Below are 16,802 nucleotides of genomic sequence, written 5' to 3'. Positions count from 1 at the left end.
TAAACCCTTTCGCCATCGCTCGCACCTAATTACGCACTTGATTTAGCCCAATACTTCATTTTATCATGTTTTAGGTTAAAATTAAGATGCGTTTACCCTGATCGCCTATCGATAAAAAAATAAGGGGCGATCGCATCCCCACTCCCGATCGATCGCCTATCTATAAAACCGTGTCTCACAGATCGCTTATGATAGATGTATCCTCGTATGTCTGGGAGTTTAAACTATGTCTCTCGCTGAGTTAATTCCTTTGGTGAACAGTCTGAGCCAGTCAGACAAATTATCACTCTTCAAACTCCTAGCCGCACAAATCCCAGACGCTGAACTACAAGTCATCTTTTCTGCATCAGAGTATCCGGTTTGGTCGCCCTACGACGCAACGGAAGCTGCAAACATTATGATGCAGATGATTCGGGATGACCGAGAGGCATCTACTCATGCCTAGTACGATCGAGTTTCCCTTTTCTGACGATGAAGCATTACCCACGATTCCCATCACTCTGAGTCATGCAGGCTTTTCTGTCTCCGCGAATGCACTGCTAGATACTGGGTCTGCGGTCAACCTATTACCTTATGACATAGGGCTGCAATTGGGTTCAATTTGGGAGGAACAAACTGTCCGTTTGCCATTGGCTGGAAATCTTGCAAGGGTTGAGGCGCGGGGTATATTTGTGCACGTTCAAATTGGGAATCTGGAACCAGTTCGTCTAGCATTTGCCTGGGCACAATCCTCTCAGGTACCATTAATCCTTGGGCAAACGAACTTCTTTCGAGAATTTGATGTTTGTTTTCAGAGATCGCGATGCACGATCGAGATTATCCGCTTCTAATCAGCGTCGATGTTGATCGGTAAAAAAGAGAGGGGCGATCGCCTATCAATAAAAAACAAGCGCGATCGCATCTCTACCCCCTGATTGATCGCTCTGTTGGTGAAAAAAAGTAAAGGCGATCGCTTATCAGTAAAAAAAAGCAAGTGCGATCGCAAGAAAACTGAAAATCAGCCAATGAATTAATCACGATCGGGAAATACATCTTCTCCAAATTCGGAGAGCAACCATTCCATATGAGCTACTCCTTCTCGTTCCACATAAATCCTATCAATTTCATCTTCTTCTTGTGCCTCATAAATCATATTAATTTCATCTTCGACCCGACTAAGTTCAGCCTCAAGGTTGTTTTTATGATCTTCATTTTTCTCATACTTCAACTGCTTCATCAAGTTTGTACGTTCTACCTCCAAGTTATACAGACGAATACTTTCTGGGTTATTACTTCTTCTCATTTTGATTACGCTTAAGGTACAAGTAGTAATGGACTATTAGGCTTGCCAATTTATTCCAGCCAAGTCTGCTAGATGTTGGGCAGCCTCTTGTTTGTTGAGGAATGTTTGACTCTCGTAGTTATTACTCTTAGGTCTAACTACTAGCCACGAACTGCCTTGTCGAATAATAATGCCTACTTGACTTCCATTAACCAAGACCTCGTACTGTCCACTTTCCGTACCAGTCCGAGTTATGTCTCTGTACACGAAGCTCATGATATGTCTCCAAAGCAATAATTTACTGTATGTCTAAGCATTAAATTTTACGCTAATTCAATTGATAGCCTAAGACTAATGGCCCTGTCAGTCGGATCTTGTCGGAACTTTTCACCCAAAAATTTCCAAAATGTCGGAAAAATGTCGGAAAGATCGGAAAATATCATAAAAACCTGACCCATTTTACTGCTCTATGGACATTGCAGAAGTCTTGAAACTCGCTGATGAACTGCTGTTCGCGCATACAGGCGATCGCCCAAAACCTATAAGATAATTTGGAAGTGCGATCGCAATTCGCAACGTAAGTAAAGCACCATCACTCGCTATTGGAGAGTGGGATTAGATGTACACTACCTTCTTTCAGCGAAGCTGATTTTTATCCTTTTCCACATCATAGACCGATCGCCCAAAACTGAAAAGAGAAAAAAGACGGAAAAAGACGGGTATTTCTAAAATTGGATGCAAGACGGATAAAGACGGATAAAGACGGATAAAGACGGCTATACTAACTATAGTTCTCCGACCCCCCTACTGATGGACACTGCCCATATCTTGCAATTTGTAGATAAAGTGATCAGCGCGAAGACAGGCAAACATCTCAATGACTTGCAGCGTAAAATTATCGAGGGAATACTGAAGCGACAAAAGTATTCTGATATTGCAGATACTTATGGTTGTACTGTGGGTCATGCTAAGGATGTAGGTTACGAGCTTTTGCAAATGTTATCTGATGCTTTTGATGAACCAGTTGATAAAGGGAATGTGGAATCGGTTCTAGAACGGCAATTAAATCTGAATATAAATTTGGGCGATGGCAACACTACTAATTTTGGTGATAGCAACACAATTAACTATATCAATGGTTGCTTAGAACCACCCACTCCTACTCCCGATCAAAGTCGGGCTGAAACTCCTGACTTCCAGGACAGCAGGAATCAAGTTAAAATTGAAATGATTGGTAAATTACGACAGTTGGGATTGAAGGATGAGCAAATTGCAGAGGTGGTAGGGCTAGCCTTGAAGGTAGTTAAGCAGATAGATTGATAAATAGCTTTTAGTTGTTTAAAACACACATTCTCACTCAGGAGGTATAAATTTTATGTTCGCAGTCGTCACGCCAGAAAAAATTCAGTTGCCACCAGGAACAGTTGTGAGGTTGCCTGGTAGTTGGCAGGATTACCAAGCACTTGTAGAACAATTGGGCGATCGTCAGATTCCGCGCCTCAAATATCGACCAGGAGAGATTTTGTTAATGTCCCCTTTACCAGTACAGGGAAAACAAGCTCATATTATTGCAATGGTGGCAATGGTTTTGCTAGATTACTTGGGGCAAGATTATGAAGCGTTTACACCAATTACCATGGATTTGCCGGAAGAAAGAGGAATTGAACCAGATTATTGTTTTTATATCGATAATTGTGGGGCAATTATTGGTAAAGATCGGATTGCTTGGGGTGTTGAACCGCCACCCGATCTAGTAATTGAAATAGACGTAACTAGCTACACGGATTTAGATGATTACTTCCCTTATCAAGTGCCGGAAGTGTGGCTGTTTAAGAAAAATAAGCTCAGCATTTACGACTTGCAAAACGATCGATATGTCGAAAGTTCAGTTAGCCGTTATTTTCCCAATTTTAATGTATCAGAAATTGTGGAGGAATGCTGGAAAATGTCGCGCGATCGCCATACAAGTGCAATAATTCGAGAGTTGCGACAGAAAATTGAAAGGGAGAACGGTTGAATCATATCGTGTCCGGTGAATCGATCGTACTTCCTGTAGGGGCAGCTTCACCACCAAAAATAATTGCCTAAAACCAACAATTCTCCTAAAGCTTCCCCCGCCCAAGGATTACAAACAATTTTGATTGTGGCTAATCAAACAAACATGGTGTTCTGCCAAATCTTAATACTTTTGTCACTGCTGCCGCTAGCCAAAAACTCTCCTTCCGGGCTAAAATTAACAGAATATACCGAGTTAGTGTGACCCGCAATATTACAAATTTCTTGACCATCTTTAACTCGCCAAATCTTGATAGTTTGATTGCTGCTGCTAGCCAGAATCTCACCATCGGGACTAAAAGCAATAGAATCAACATACCAAGAATGTCCTGTGATAGTTAAAACTTCTTGCCAATCTTTGACCCACCAAATTTTAATAGTATTGTCATGGCTGCCGCTAGCCAAAAACTCTCCATTTGGACTAAAAGCTATGCAGCGAACGGAGTCTGTATGACCTGTAATTGTGCGAATTAGCTTCCCATCTTTAAGTCGCCAAATTTTGACTGTTCTGTCCCAACTGCAGCTAGCAAGAGTTTCTCCATCGGGGCTAAAAGCGACAAAATAAACTAAATTGATGTGACCCGCAAGCGTGCGAATTTCTTGCCCGTCTTTGACTCGCCAAATTTTGATTGTTCTGTCCCAACTGCTGCTAGCAATAGTTTCGCCATCGGGACTGAAAGCTGCGCCGTAAACTGAGTTACTGTGACCGATCAGGGTGCGGATTTCTTGTCCATCTTTCATCCGCCAAAGTTTAACAGTTTTGTCGTGGCTGCTGCTGGCTAGCATCTGTCCGTCCGGGCTGAAAGCTACTGTATAAACCGAGTTAGCGTGTCCTGTGAGGGTGACAATTTCTTGCCCGTCTTCAACTCCCCACAGCTTGATTGTTTTGTCATCGCTGCCGCTGGCTACAACTTCTCCGTTGGGGCTGAAAGCAACAGAGTAAATTAAGTTTTTGTGACCTGTGAGGGTGTGAAGACATTGCCAGTTATAGGTTTGCTGTTGGGGCTGGGCGGGAGTTTTTCCGGGTTTAACTAACTTGGAATTTGTTTGAGGAATTGCTAGATCGATCGCAACTTGGGGATTAATTTCTTTTAATACTTCAACAGCCGTTTGATAGCGGCGGTTGGTAGCATTTTCAATCATTTTGTCTAAAATTTTCCCGAGTTGTTCACTCACCGAGTTGTGGGCCAAATACTGCCGCCAGATCCAGGCATCTTCACCAGGATCGAAGAGGTCAAAAGGGGAAACTTGAGTTAGCAAATACAAACAAGTTACGCCTAAACTGTACAAATCGCTGGCAAAAAATGCTTTGCCTCTAGCTTGTTCCGGGGCGATATATTCGGGGCTGCCGATGCTGGTTCCTGTTTTGAGTAAGGCTGTACCTGTGGCAATTTTTGCGGCACCAAAGTCTACTAAAACTAATTGTTTGTCGGCGCGGCGGATGATGTTTCCGGGTTTGATGTCTCGGTGAATAACGTTGTGGGAATGGATGAAGTGAAGGACGGGTAATAAACTATTTAGTAAATCTTGAATTTGATGTTCTGTAAATGTGCCTTCTGTTTCTACAATTTGTGCTAAATTTTGCCCGTCGATAAATTCTTGGACTACATATTGTCTGCTGTCTTGGATGGAATAGGCTAATAGTTCGGGAATTTGAGGGTGTTTGCCCAATTCGTCTAATCGCATTGCTTCTTGTTCAAAAAGTTCGGCTGCTTTTTTGCTGTTGCGATTGCTTGCTGATGGGATGAGTTGGGTTTCTGGGGGTAAAAATTGTTTGATGACGCAGCGAGGTTTTGAGGGTTTGTCTTCGTCAACGGCAAGGAATGTTCTACCAAAACCGCCTTGTCCGATCGCCTTTATAGCCCGGTAGCGATCGCGCAGCAGCAGTTTTGAACGGCAATTTCGGCAAATTTTGGCTGCGGGAGGGTTTTGCGGCTTGGAACAGTTGGGGTTTAGGCAGTAACTCATTCGATTTTAGATTTTAGATTTTAGATTTTAGATTTGGGGATTTGGGATTTGAGCTTTGCGAAGCTAGATCAAATAAAACTTGTGCATAAATACCAAATAAACCGGGTTTTTACCGAATCAGCAGGCTGTAACGAAGTACAATGCAAAAAACCAGGTTTCTGACTATCCCTGCGTCCGGGACTGTAAAAGTTGGTTTGAGCGTTCGGACTTTAGTCATTTATCAACTGTCAACTGTCAACTGTCAACTGTCAACTGTTTTCAAAGTTCCACATAAAGGGGTTATCGTCTAAATGATCGGTGACGGTGCGCCCGATCGCGTCAATTTCTTTTAATTCCTCTTCACTCAATTTTACCTCAGCAGCTTTAGCATTTTCGGCTGCTTGTTTCCCGTCGCGCGCCCCGACAATTGCATTTGTTTGTGGCTGGGAAATCAACCAAGCTAAAGCTAAATTTCCTAAGCTTGTCTGGTGGCGATCGGCAATTGGTCTGAGTTGATTTAATGCTGTTTGCACTCGGGCGTAATTTTCTTTGATGAACAGCTTATTTTTGTCGCGGTGGTCGCCTTCTTCAAACTTGTGTTCTGGCCCGAATTTACCTGTCAATATTCCTTGAGCTAGAGATGAATAGGCAATGATTGAGATATGATTGTCCACACAATAGGACATAATATGTTTTTCTACCCAGCGCCAAAACAGAGAATAGGGCGGTTGCAAGCTGTCGATGCGTCCGTATTGGGCGGCTTCTTCTATTTGGGCGCGGGAGAAGTTGGAAACGCCGATCGCCCGAATTTTTCCCTGTTCTTTTAACTTGTTCAGGGCGTCCATTGTGTCTGCAATTGGCACTAACTCGGAATTCCAACTGCCAGCGGGCCAGTGGATTTGGTAAAGGTCGATATAATCGGTGTTGAGGTTTTTTAGCGATCGATCGCAGGCTTCGATTACCAAATTGGGTTTCAGGTGGTTGGGGGCAACTTTGCTAGCATAAACTACTTGCGATCGCACATTTGAAAGTGCTTGACCGATAATTTGTTCCGAATGCCCTTCTCCGTAACGCTCAGCCGTATCAAAGGTGGTAATACCTGCCTCAAAAGCGGCGCGCATTGCTTTGACAGTTTCAGCATCCTCAATTCCCACCCACATCCGCTTCCCAGCTTGCCAAGTCCCCATAATTATCGGGGTAATCTGAATTTGTGATGTCCCCAATTGTCGCTTTTCCATAACCTAAGTCCTCATAGAGATTTTTAGTATTCAGCCTCAAGCTGTCTAATTTTAACAGAAGAAAGTTGCTGTACTTGCTTGAGACTACCAATTTTGTTACTATTGTTAAAACAAGACTAAATTTTTATGAAATCAACTACTCGCGCACTGAAAGAATGGAATGTAGCAGTTAATGCTTTGGAACAAGGTCAAACGATTGTGCTGTTGCGAAAGGGAGGAATTCGCGAGCAAGCAGGAAAGTTCAATGTCAATGACAAACAGGTTTTGCTGTATCCCACTTTTGAACACCAACAGCCTGATTTATTAAAACCGGATTTTGCGAGTCAGGTAAAAACTGTAGAATCTGGTTGGCATCCGGAAATTATTAGAATTGGCAGTTGGGCTGAGATTACCGATGTTTTTTTGGTAGCTTGGGAACCAGCAATTAGCGCGCTGTTTCCTTACCATATTTGGAATAAAAAATTTGTCAGCGAGCGCCTGAAATGGAAACAAAATCAGCCAATTTATATTTTATTGCTGCGGACTTATCGGCTTGCAGAAACCAGAGAAATTCCGTACATTCCTGAATACGGCGGTTGCCGTTCTTGGATCGATTTGGTCGATCCTATTTCGCTGGAGGGAAGCGAAGCTGTTTTGAGCGATGGAGAGTACATTGCACGCTCAAATGAAATCCGCAATCTGATCGCGACTCCTCCGAATGCTTCTGGTTTGCCGAAAGTCACAACGCTCAAGGGTTGAATTTTCCGCGCATCTAATATGAATTCCGGTTGCACCGGAATTATAGTTGACTGTTGACTGTTGACTGTTAACGGGCGAGCCTAAAAACTGAATGATAGTTGAGTATTGACTGTTGATTCGCTTTTACAATTCCTCAGCTAGCAGAGTTGATATAACTTGTTGAAAGTAGATAGAATGTATCAACACTTCGGACAGTTTCAGGGCTTACGCATGGGCGCTTGTTCCCGGTTTTTACGAAACTTTGCGACGAGGAACGATAAATATAGGAAGAAACCGGGTTTCATCCGTCAGCGGGCGTAAGTCACCTAAAATGAAGCATCCAGACGCTACAGAAGGGCTGCTGTGAAATCGCGCTCGATCTTCACAAGAAGGTTTGCTAAGCTGTTATGCACCTAGATTGTTTATGGTATTAGAGGGGGATTCGGGGAGAGTCCGAGAGGATCCGAGGATTTGACGAGTTTTGATATGGGATCGAAATATGCAATTTAAATGCAGAACAACTTATCAGTCAGATTAAAATTTTATCCGCCAATTTTGTAGTGAAGAATTTAGTCATCATTAATAGTTTTTAATGTACTTTTCGAGAGGCGCGCTTCTACCAAACCCAGCCCAAAATCCGCAGCTAATGCCATCAAAGCTGCTGGAATTGCCCCAGCCAAAAGTAACTGATTGTTGACTGTAGCAACGCCTCGAAAAATAAATACCCCCAAGCCGCCGGCACCAATTGCAGCCGCAATGGTAGCCAGTCCGATCGCAATTACTGTGGCCACTCGCACGCCCGCCAGAATCACGCCCAGGGCCAGGGGAATTTCCACTTGCCATAACAGTTGCATATCCGTCATCCCCATCCCTATTCCAGCTTGCGTAATCGCCCGATCGACGCCGACAATACCAGTATAAGTATTGCGGATAATAGGCAGTAAAGAATACAGAGTGAGGGCGATAATTGCCGTTTTATCGCCTATTCCACCCACTACCGGCACCGGGATTAGCAAGCCAAACAAAGCTAAACTGGGAATTGTTTGCATAATATTAGCAAATCCCAAAATGGGCTTTTTCAATTTTGGTTTTCTCGTGACTAAAATCCCGAGGGGAATCCCCACACTAATAGCGATAAAAATTGCAACAGTTACTAAATATAAGTGTTCTGTGGCGCGCTGAATTATCTCAGCGCCATAGCGGTTGATAAAAATTATCATCGGGTAATTGGTTATTACTAATTGCTGTCCATCTTATAAATCATTTTCTATTTCAGGACTTGGTTCACCAGGATAGAAGCGACAGTCCAGAATTTCCTCTAAGCTGTAAAGGCAGTTTGGAAAAAATGTTTTAAGAGGTAAATCGGTTTCTCCTACTGCCAAATCTCTACCGTTTTGATAAGCTTCTTGGGAAGCTTCTTGCAAGTAAGGTTTCAGACTTGGGTTATCCTGTATCAGCCTCTGAGTGTCCCGCCGCTGCACTCGAATTGTAGACAGCCAGCTACGACTCCGCTGCTGGGGCTGATATTGCCACTTGAGCAAATGTCCCAGCAAAATGCTCAAACGATTTCTAAGTTCTTGTCCTGTTTGCCCAAAGATTCAATCTCCTCAATTAAATTGGGCAAGTCAAGTTCACTCCACTGACACTTGCGAAGTAACTTGGCTTATTCTTGCGTCCAAGCAGAGAAGTCTGTCTGGTAAAGACTGTGCATCCTTTGATTATCAGCTTAGTTACTAAAACAATAGTATCAAACTTTTGCTAAAATCCTTCAAATTTAGCTACTTGCAAACATTCAAGAAATGCGCGAGCTTCTGGATGCTGAGATTTTAGAAAATCATCGGGCGATCCCAATTCAACTAACCGTCCGTCTTGCATCAAACCAATTCTAGAAGCTAACAGAAAAGCTTCTTGAATGCCGTGAGTCACAAAAATCACAGTTTTGCCCAGTTGCTGCTGCAATTGACCGAATTCCCGTTGCAATTCCAGACGAGTAATGGGGTCTAAAGCACCAAACGGTTCGTCCATTAACAGTACCGGAGGGTCAGCCGCCAGTGCTCTAGCGACGCCTACCCGCTGCCGCTGTCCCCCGGATAACTGATGGGGATAGCGTTTGGCGAAGTGCTGGGGATCGAGGTTGACTAATTCTAACAGTTGGCGGACGCGAGATTGAATACGATCGCCCTCCCAACCTTCCAATGAAGGCACTAAACCGACGTTTTGCTCGACAGTAAAATGGGGAAATAAACCGATTTCTTGAATCACATAGCCAATTTTTCGGCGCAGTTGAATTGGGTTCCACTGAGTTGTGGGTTTTCCCATGACAAGAACTTCGCCGCTGCTTGGTGTTAGTAAATTGTTAATCAATTTCATGGTAGTAGTTTTGCCACTCCCACTTCGTCCCAGCAATACTAAAACTTCTCCTTGCAGCACTTTGAAATTGAGTTTGTCTACTAAATGCCTGCGGTTCATGCGATATGTAACCTCAAGGCATTCGACAGCAAATTCATTATTGAGAGGCATGATTAGTTTCGGTGATGTTGGTTTTATGGAATTTTAGGACTTACACACAAGCGACTAGAAACCCTGTTTTTTTTAGATAATTTGCTGCCAAACCCAATATTTGTTATAGAAACCGGGTTGAGCAGCGTAAGTCCTAAAATTCAAATCAGCGAGCCTGGGGGGACAATTCCCCATCTAAAATCTAAAATCTAAAATCTAAAATCTAAAATCTAAAATCTACTTGGTTTTGCCATTCTAGCAGTAAGGCTCGACATTGCAGGCAAGTTAATTTTTTGAGCAAGTCGCGAATTCCGTCTGGGGTGACAGAATATTCAGCACCGATAAGTTCGGGGTCTACTGTTGCTGTTGGGTGCAATTCTGCAACAAAACCGTAGAGTTTTTGATTGGAGAAGGAACTGTTTATTGCCCAGCCGACGGTGTTAATCGGTTGGATGCGGGCGATCGCACTTTCTGTCACGCCTAGTTCCCTTTTCATTATAGCTGCAACTGCCGCGGCTGGCGTGACTTGGGCTGGTACGCGACCGCCGGGAAAATCGAGGGTTGCGGATGCTACGCCGGGGCGATACATCGGTGTGGGAAACAGAAATTTTTCAGCTTGAATTGTCAAGATTACAACTGAATCTGCTCTTTCTACTCGCCAATATTCTACTATTTGTCCTTCGGTTGTTTCGAGATGTTCGGCGATGAGTTTTACCCAATGAGAGTTGATTTCTACCAACCGATCTAGAGTTTTCCACTGGGATTTTGCAGTTTGGTTCATGTAGGATTTTGTGAAATAAATCAGATGTTTTTTGCTAGAGTAGGCGACCGTTACCGAGCGCAACAATAGCCGATCGACCTTTTCAGCTTTGAACCGGTTTTTTGCTCTCGATTGTAAATTTTTGCTACAACCTGACACACTCGCTTAGATAATTCAGTAACATAGACTACATAATCAAAGTTTATCTGCGCCTTCGCCCTGGGTTGTTTCAACCCCGCCCTGGTGCAGACTCTTAGCCCAAAAGGAGTTTTTATGAAGCTGCAAACAGATATTCGTACTTGGCAATCCCAATCAATGCCCGGAAGCTTCGCCACTGTCCGCGACTGGGAAAACTTTGGCTGCGCCTATCCTGCACCCAAATTGGTTCCTTCTATTTGGGTTAAATTGTTCAATCCGCCAACCGCATTCAGCTTTGACGAAGCCTGGCTGTTGTGTGAATGTTCCGATGAAAAGTGGCTAGCTTGGATTCCTGATTACGGCGAAATTTTACTGAGTAAAGATGAATTTTGCGCTACTAAATCGTGAATTACGCAGACCACATTTCATAAAGCGGGTGTTAAAATCCATATCCCTCGGGTTCCACGGGATATTTTGGAAAAAAGCTCGTTTCTGCGTAATTATGTTGTTTGCAGTGAGGAATGCAAGTCCTCAAAGTTTGATAAGGACTTGCATTCCTCACTACAAACCTCTTAGATGATGTCGTTTCAGCGGACATCATGTAACTTGTAATAGATATTAATTGAAATTTCGCTAACAAAAAGAGCAATAGGTTTTCTATTGCTCTTTTTGTTCAAAAACACTCTCTAGTTTTTTTATTCAGACAGCGGAAGTTATATCGAGTGGGGTCGATTGACCACAATATCGTCGCGGTGAGGGGTTTACTGTATCGCTGCTTGCATGGGAGATATTGGTGAACCCGCCCCTACAGCAATTACGCTCAATTTAGTCGCCGTGATATTGCTGGCTTATCTGCAAACTGCACGGTTATTTGCGTTTCTAACAATCGTGCCTACTGTACCATTAATCTGAATCGGGTTCTTGGTGCTGGCTCGAATCAAACGGGGCTGTTTTGCCAGACATTCTCTGATTGATGCTGCCCAGGCGGTGAGAGCTCCGGTGTATTCTGTACGACCCGATGGCGCGCGGAACTCGTCGGTAATTAGGAAATCCGAGGTGATGCTAGTGTCAGTAGCAACATTGGTAATAATTGGAAAGTCAAAGGCTTTGGGCAAGGTTCTGTCCTGTATTTTGCCCGGTAGCATTTGGTATTTCATCGAGCCGCCTTTGTAGTCAACACCTGCTTGAGGGCTGGTTGGAGGGCTTGTTTGAGCGAAGGCGGGAATAGGCAAGCTTGCTACCAAAACGGTGCAGACACTCCAAAATAATTTCGATTTCATCCGATTCATCTCCTCAGCTTTATGACGATTAGCACTACTTTAGGTACGATCAAAAGACACTAGCTTTTATTGAGAAAGCGCCTGATGATATTGAGCTTTTGAGTTTGAGTTCAACGGAGCTAATTTATTACCAAACATCTTCAAAAATGTTAAAAATGGTTTGCCTCACAAGCTGTAGAATAGTTTCAGTTGAGTGAGATATTTACACATCTGAAGTTGTTACAGCATTGCAGAGTCGGTTTTACCAGAATTATTCATTTTCGATCGATGTCATTGGAACTTTATCAAATTTTGTCTCAGATATCAAGTTTTGCCGATCGCGCATCACCTTTTAAGACTGGTTGGCAGCTCGATCGAGGTTTGAGTGTTGCGGGCTATAGCAGGACGAGAAAGATGCTAGAGTGCATCGATGGCCGTTTGAGTATTTTCAGGCGACAATAGACAGAGAAGGGGCTTGAAAATAGGTGATTTTGGTGGAAGATAGTAAATTTATCGACGTATCGGAGATTATGGGTGTTCCCGCAGCTCCGGCGGGTTACAAATCGGGCTTTGTGGGTATTGTCGGACGCCCGAATGTCGGAAAATCAACGCTGATGAATCAGTTGGTGGGGCAGAAAATTGCAATTACTTCGCCGGTGTCTCAGACGACGCGCAACAGGCTGCGGGGAATCCTGACGACACCTGAAGCACAAATTATTTTTGTAGATACTCCCGGAATTCACAAGCCGCACCACGAATTGGGCAAGGTTTTGGTGCAGAATGCCCGCACCGCGATTAAGTCGGTGGATGTGGTGCTGTTGGTGGTGGATGGTTCGGTGGAATCGGGAGGGGGCGATCGATATATTGTCGAAATTCTCAGCAATATCGGCATTCCGGTGATTTTTGGGATGAATAAGTTGGACGAACAACCGTCGGATTGCGTGTTGATCGATCGCACTTACGAGCAAATTGTCAATCCTGAGTGGCCTGTAGTGAAATTTTCCGCTCTCACGGGCGAGGGTGTCGAGTCGCTGCAAAAATTGTTAATCGAACATTTGGAGGTTGGGCCTTATTATTATCCGCCCAATTTGGTGACTGACCAGCCGGAACGCTTTATTATGGGCGAATTGATTCGGGAACAGATTTTGCTGCTGACGCGGGAAGAAGTGCCGCATTCGGTAGCAATTGCGATCGACATTGTTCAAGAAGAAGCAAAAATTACTCGCATTCTGGCGACAATTCACGTCGAACGGGATTCCCAAAAAGGCATTTTAATCGGTAAAAGCGGCAGTATGCTCAAGTCGATCGGCAGTGCGGCCCGGGAACAGATTCAAAAGTTAATTGAAGGCAAAGTCTATTTGGAGTTATTTGTGAAGGTGCAGCCGAAGTGGCGGCAGTCGCGCACCCGTTTAGCCGAATTGGGTTATCGGGTAGAAGAATAAAACTTTATCTGTTGGCAGTTTCCCTCTCTTAATCCTGATGTGCTCAGAAACAGATTAAAACCAAGATTGACAACCTGGCCAGATCCGCAGCCCTAGGCTAAGATTTTGCAAAGGTCGAGAACACAAGGACGATAATTCTAACTATGAACTACCGAAACCACATCACGATCGAAGCAAATAAACGCGGTGGTAAGCCTTGTGTACGCGGCTTGCGAATTACGGTTTATGAAGTGCTTGAGTACCTGGCTTCCGAGATGACCGAAGCAGAAATTCTTGACGATTTTCCCGATCTGACGCGAGAAGATTTAAAAGCCTGCATTGCTTATGCTGCTGACCGCGAGCGTCGGTTTATGACCGCGACCTTATCCGCATGAAATTACTTTTTGATAAAAATTTGTCGCCCGAGTTACCGAACCGTTTGAGCGATATTTTCCCAAATTCGCTTCACGTTCGAGAGGTGGGAATGAAAGCAACGATCGACCTAATAGTTTGGGATTATGCAAAAGATATGACTGCGCACTTCTTAGTGCAAACGCAGTCAGCCTGGAAACCCTAGCAATAGGGATATTTTGACAGAAATGTCTTAAGAATCCCCGTACCGACCGGGCGGGGAGTGTCAAAGGATTTCTACATACCCTTCTGTTCCATGTACACGAATTCGTTGCCCATCTTCGATCAGTTTGGTCGCATTTTCTACTCCGACAACTGCCGGTAAGCCATATTCACGTGCGATAACTGCCCCATGGGTCATCAGTCCGCCAACTTCAGTGACTAGACCTTTTATAGATACAAATAATGGTGTCCAGCTAGGGTCAGTAAACGCGGTGACTAATATATCCCCATCTTCTAAATCAGCGTCTTCCATCTTTAGGATGACACGTGCTCGTCCCTCTATAACTCCGGAAGAAACAGCCAGGCCTACAATAGCTTCAGCCGGGAGATTTTCTCGTTTGTACGCACCGGCAATCATTTCACCATCAGACGTGAGAACACGTGGGGGAGTTAATTTTTCAAATGATCTGTACTCGTCTTTTCGTTTGCTGACGATCTGGTAATCCAGTTTATTTGTGCGTACAACTTCGTGCAGTTCTTCAAAAGTGAGGTAGTAAATATCTTCTTTTTCATGAAGAACGTTGGCTTGTACGAGTTGTTCGGCTTCTTTAAGTAATGCCTGCTTATAAACGAAGTAGCGACTCACGATGCCGTATTTTGGATATTCACGATAGCCTGCGAAATTCCGGACTAGGCCGATCATCCGCTTTGTTTCTTTGGCTTTTTGTTCACCATCCGGTAATTGCTTCAATCGTTCTAACAACTCTTGTTCTTTGTTCAAAGCCGCCTGTCGCCCCTGCTCAAATTTCCGCTTGCCGGCACCAGGCTCAAAGTTTTTGAGGTTACTAAGGATTATGGGAAAAAGTGTCGTAGGTTTTTCGCTCCAACGAGTTCTAGTAATATCGATTTCTCCGGCACATCGCATTCCGTATTTGTTGAGAAAAGCATAGATTGCGTCCTGGGCTTCCTGTCCACCATCAAGCTTAACCAGCTCATCCAAAAAGCTATCGTCTTTTACATTTTGCAAGTAATTGATTACTTCTGGATACGGGCGAATCACATCTGCAACATCCAACAACTCCAGACCCATTTCCGAAGTAATATTGTTGGATACGGATTGAGAAAGCGTGTCTGCTACGTTCTTTTCACCTAACCACTCCATCATTTTCTCATTGATCCAGGAGGAAGCATTCATACCAGTCATAAGCACACCAAAACTCTGTGAATCAGAGTTGGTCTTCTTTAATTGCTGGATATCTTCCAGGATAAAATCAAACAGATCCGAGCCTGATTTCGTTTGGATGGTTTGTTTTAACGCTTCGATCGAGGTTTGACTCTGTTGAATCAAATCAGCAACAATCGCCGGATCGTAGTCGTTTAGGGTTTGAAAATCAGCAGGCGATCGACCTTTACTGCTTTTGCCGAGACTCCGATCATCGGGTAACGATTTTATAAAATCTCCCCGCTCTATAATGGTTGTAAGTGCGTCTTTCATGAGCGGATCAGATTTTCCCAATGTGACGTTTAATACAGTTTCTCTACTGGCAGGTGAAGCCAGCGTCGCTGTAACATCAACAAATAACCTTCCACCAGCAGTGTGCATGGGTGCATGGGTCGTTAACAGGAAAAAAGACAATCCCAGTGGTTTCATGGCATCGGTCATCATTTGGTTGTGACCGACAGAAACAAAGACGTGATTTTCCCGATCGTTCGCTTCAGGTATCGGGAATAAAGTAGTGATTGGCCGACTCTGAACAATATAAAATGTGTCATCAACCAAACACCATTCGATGTCCTGGGGGTAGCCGAAATGTTGTTCGATCTTCCGACCTATGCGCTCAAGCTGCAAAATCTGCTCATCCGTCAGCGCTTGCCTATTCTGCCGCTCAGGCTCAATCTCCTGTTCTTTCGTACCACCATCTTTTAAGGCATAAATAGCCAGCTTCTTGGTGGATATTTTCTTATCGATCACCTTGCCGTTACACACTTTATAGATATCAGCATTCACCCGTCCGGAGACTATCGCCTCACCAAGTCCGAAGCTGGCATCAATGGATAACACTTTCCGATTAGAAGTGACGGGATCGGCAGTAAACAAAATTCCTGCCACCTGCGGAAAGACCATCTTCTGAACAACCACAGACAGGTGGACTTTACGGTGGTCAAAGCCGTTTTGAAGACGGTAAGTTATGGCCCTCTCGGTAAATAGCGATGCCCAGCACTTGCTGATATGCTTGAGAATTGCCTCCTTTCCGATAATGTTCAAATACGTATCCTGCTGGCCTGCAAAAGAGGCCGTCGGTAAATCCTCTGCTGTTGCGCTGGATCGTACTGCACAGGCATTTTTTTCATCAAGCCTGGAGAGGAGGCTGGCGATCTCTTCATTAATGTCATGAGGAATGGCTATCCCTTCGATGACTCTGCGAATCTCACCGCTAAGTTCACCGATTTTATCCCGGTCTTCCACTTTTAGAAGGGATAAGCGATCGAGTAATTCATTAATCGACGACGTTTCCCCAAGGATTCTTTTAAAGGCTTCAGTAGAAATACAAAAGCCATCTGGTACGCATATTCCTTCAATCTTGGATAGTTCCCCCAGGTTCGCGCCTTTACCCCCAACAAGCATGAGTTTTGTTTGGTCAATGTCCTGAAAACCAAGCACATACAAACTCATATATTGACCTCCTGTGGCAATTCCTTCTTTGATAATTTTGATCGCATCCTTCGGGCTAAAACGATTTACCGGAGTATTGTACTTCAACTCGAATTTAGCCAATCAGAAAGAGGATGCGAGCAGTTGAATCAACTGTTCGCGTTGTGCATCAAGCAATAAAACCGGAGTGGGGTTGAGAACGTGTCGGAGAACCAGTCGAGATTGCCCCTTAGCCCAACAACAATAGAAGGCCATTCCAACAACAGTAAAGTAAACTGAGA

General features: G+C 44.1%; 19 protein-coding genes and 1 pseudogene. 10 read left to right on the top strand and 10 right to left on the bottom strand.

Going from position 1 to position 16,802, the window contains the following annotated elements; all coding sequences use genetic code 11:
* Positions 1-226 precede the first annotated feature (226 nt).
* Positions 227-445, top strand: a complete 219-nt coding sequence (locus QUB56_RS07405; RefSeq protein WP_332954424.1) for a hypothetical protein — start codon at positions 227-229, stop codon at positions 443-445.
* A complete protein-coding gene (locus tag QUB56_RS07400) occupies positions 438-830 on the top strand; it encodes an aspartyl protease family protein (protein WP_332954423.1) in 393 nt (130 codons plus the stop codon). Before QUB56_RS07405 ends, QUB56_RS07400 begins: the two co-directional genes overlap by 8 nt.
* Positions 831-1,009: 179 nt before the next feature.
* On the opposite strand, the gene QUB56_RS07395 is transcribed toward QUB56_RS07400, so the two are convergent.
* Entirely contained in the window at positions 1,010-1,282 is a 273-nt protein-coding gene (locus QUB56_RS07395) for a hypothetical protein (protein WP_332954422.1), read from the bottom strand.
* 36 nt (positions 1,283-1,318) lie between these two features.
* Positions 1,319-1,537 (bottom strand): hypothetical protein, encoded by a 219-nt coding sequence (locus QUB56_RS07390; RefSeq protein ID WP_332954421.1) that lies wholly within the window; start codon positions 1,535-1,537, stop codon positions 1,319-1,321.
* Between the two features lie 570 nt (positions 1,538-2,107).
* Here QUB56_RS07390 and QUB56_RS07385 point away from each other — a divergent pair.
* Together QUB56_RS07385 and QUB56_RS07380 are read left to right on the top strand one after the other, a co-directional pair.
* Positions 2,108-2,581, top strand: coding sequence for a hypothetical protein (locus QUB56_RS07385; protein WP_332954420.1), 474 nt, complete (start codon positions 2,108-2,110; stop codon positions 2,579-2,581).
* Between the two features lie 55 nt (positions 2,582-2,636).
* Complete coding sequence (locus QUB56_RS07380; RefSeq protein WP_332954419.1) at positions 2,637-3,278, top strand: Uma2 family endonuclease; 642 nt, start codon at positions 2,637-2,639, stop codon at positions 3,276-3,278.
* Between the two features lie 134 nt (positions 3,279-3,412).
* On the opposite strand, the gene QUB56_RS07375 is transcribed toward QUB56_RS07380, so the two are convergent.
* Positions 3,413-5,284, bottom strand: a complete 1,872-nt coding sequence (locus QUB56_RS07375; RefSeq protein WP_332954417.1) for a serine/threonine-protein kinase — start codon at positions 5,282-5,284, stop codon at positions 3,413-3,415.
* A 248-nt stretch (positions 5,285-5,532) separates the two neighbouring features.
* Complete coding sequence (locus QUB56_RS07370; RefSeq protein ID WP_332954415.1) at positions 5,533-6,501, bottom strand: aldo/keto reductase; 969 nt, start codon at positions 6,499-6,501, stop codon at positions 5,533-5,535.
* Between the two features lie 126 nt (positions 6,502-6,627).
* Here QUB56_RS07370 and QUB56_RS07365 point away from each other — a divergent pair, with 126 nt between their 5' ends.
* Entirely contained in the window at positions 6,628-7,239 is a 612-nt protein-coding gene (locus QUB56_RS07365; protein WP_332954413.1) for a DUF1802 family protein, read from the top strand.
* 548 nt (positions 7,240-7,787) lie between these two features.
* Here QUB56_RS07365 and QUB56_RS07360 read toward each other — a convergent pair.
* The 4 genes and pseudogenes from QUB56_RS07360 to QUB56_RS07345 form a co-directional block, all read right to left on the bottom strand.
* Positions 7,788-8,438, bottom strand: coding sequence for an ABC transporter permease (locus QUB56_RS07360; RefSeq protein ID WP_332954412.1), 651 nt, complete (start codon positions 8,436-8,438; stop codon positions 7,788-7,790).
* A gap of 33 nt (positions 8,439-8,471) precedes the next feature.
* Positions 8,472-8,842 (bottom strand): annotated as a pseudogene (locus tag QUB56_RS07355) (DUF29 domain-containing protein).
* 134 nt (positions 8,843-8,976) lie between these two features.
* Positions 8,977-9,738 (bottom strand): ATP-binding cassette domain-containing protein, encoded by a 762-nt coding sequence (locus QUB56_RS07350; protein ID WP_332954411.1) that lies wholly within the window; start codon positions 9,736-9,738, stop codon positions 8,977-8,979.
* Between the two features lie 202 nt (positions 9,739-9,940).
* On the bottom strand, positions 9,941-10,498 hold the full coding sequence (locus QUB56_RS07345) for an NUDIX hydrolase (RefSeq protein ID WP_332954410.1): 558 nt from the start codon (positions 10,496-10,498) through the stop codon (positions 9,941-9,943).
* A 252-nt stretch (positions 10,499-10,750) separates the two neighbouring features.
* On the opposite strand from QUB56_RS07345, the gene QUB56_RS07340 reads away from it, so the two are divergent.
* A complete protein-coding gene (locus QUB56_RS07340) occupies positions 10,751-11,023 on the top strand; it encodes a hypothetical protein (protein ID WP_332954409.1) in 273 nt (90 codons plus the stop codon).
* 440 nt (positions 11,024-11,463) lie between these two features.
* Here the strand turns inward: QUB56_RS07340 and QUB56_RS07335 are convergent, their stop codons facing one another.
* Positions 11,464-11,895, bottom strand: a complete 432-nt coding sequence (locus QUB56_RS07335; protein ID WP_332954408.1) for a hypothetical protein — start codon at positions 11,893-11,895, stop codon at positions 11,464-11,466.
* Between the two features lie 267 nt (positions 11,896-12,162).
* Here QUB56_RS07335 and QUB56_RS07330 point away from each other — a divergent pair, with 267 nt between their 5' ends.
* From QUB56_RS07330 to QUB56_RS07315, 4 genes are all read left to right on the top strand, one after another.
* Positions 12,163-12,336, top strand: coding sequence for a hypothetical protein (locus QUB56_RS07330; protein WP_332954407.1), 174 nt, complete (start codon positions 12,163-12,165; stop codon positions 12,334-12,336).
* A 68-nt stretch (positions 12,337-12,404) separates the two neighbouring features.
* Complete coding sequence (era, locus tag QUB56_RS07325; RefSeq protein ID WP_332954426.1) at positions 12,405-13,316, top strand: GTPase Era; 912 nt, start codon at positions 12,405-12,407, stop codon at positions 13,314-13,316.
* 143 nt (positions 13,317-13,459) lie between these two features.
* Positions 13,460-13,690: a DUF433 domain-containing protein gene (locus tag QUB56_RS07320; protein WP_006634608.1), complete on the top strand. Its 231-nt coding sequence runs from the start codon at positions 13,460-13,462 to the stop codon at positions 13,688-13,690.
* Positions 13,687-13,872, top strand: coding sequence for a DUF5615 family PIN-like protein (locus tag QUB56_RS07315; protein ID WP_332954403.1), 186 nt, complete (start codon positions 13,687-13,689; stop codon positions 13,870-13,872). Before QUB56_RS07320 ends, QUB56_RS07315 begins: the two co-directional genes overlap by 4 nt.
* Before the next feature lie 60 nt (positions 13,873-13,932).
* Here QUB56_RS07315 and ppsA read toward each other — a convergent pair whose 3' ends face one another.
* On the bottom strand, positions 13,933-16,629 hold the full coding sequence (gene ppsA / locus QUB56_RS07310) for a phosphoenolpyruvate synthase (protein ID WP_332954402.1): 2,697 nt from the start codon (positions 16,627-16,629) through the stop codon (positions 13,933-13,935).
* Positions 16,630-16,802: the final 173 nt, after the last annotated feature.

The organism is Microcoleus sp. AR_TQ3_B6, assembly GCF_036702785.1.
GTDB lineage: Bacteria > Cyanobacteriota > Cyanobacteriia > Cyanobacteriales > Microcoleaceae > Microcoleus.
Note: the sequence above shows the minus strand (reverse complement) of the source record. Positions and strands in the feature narration are given on the sequence as shown.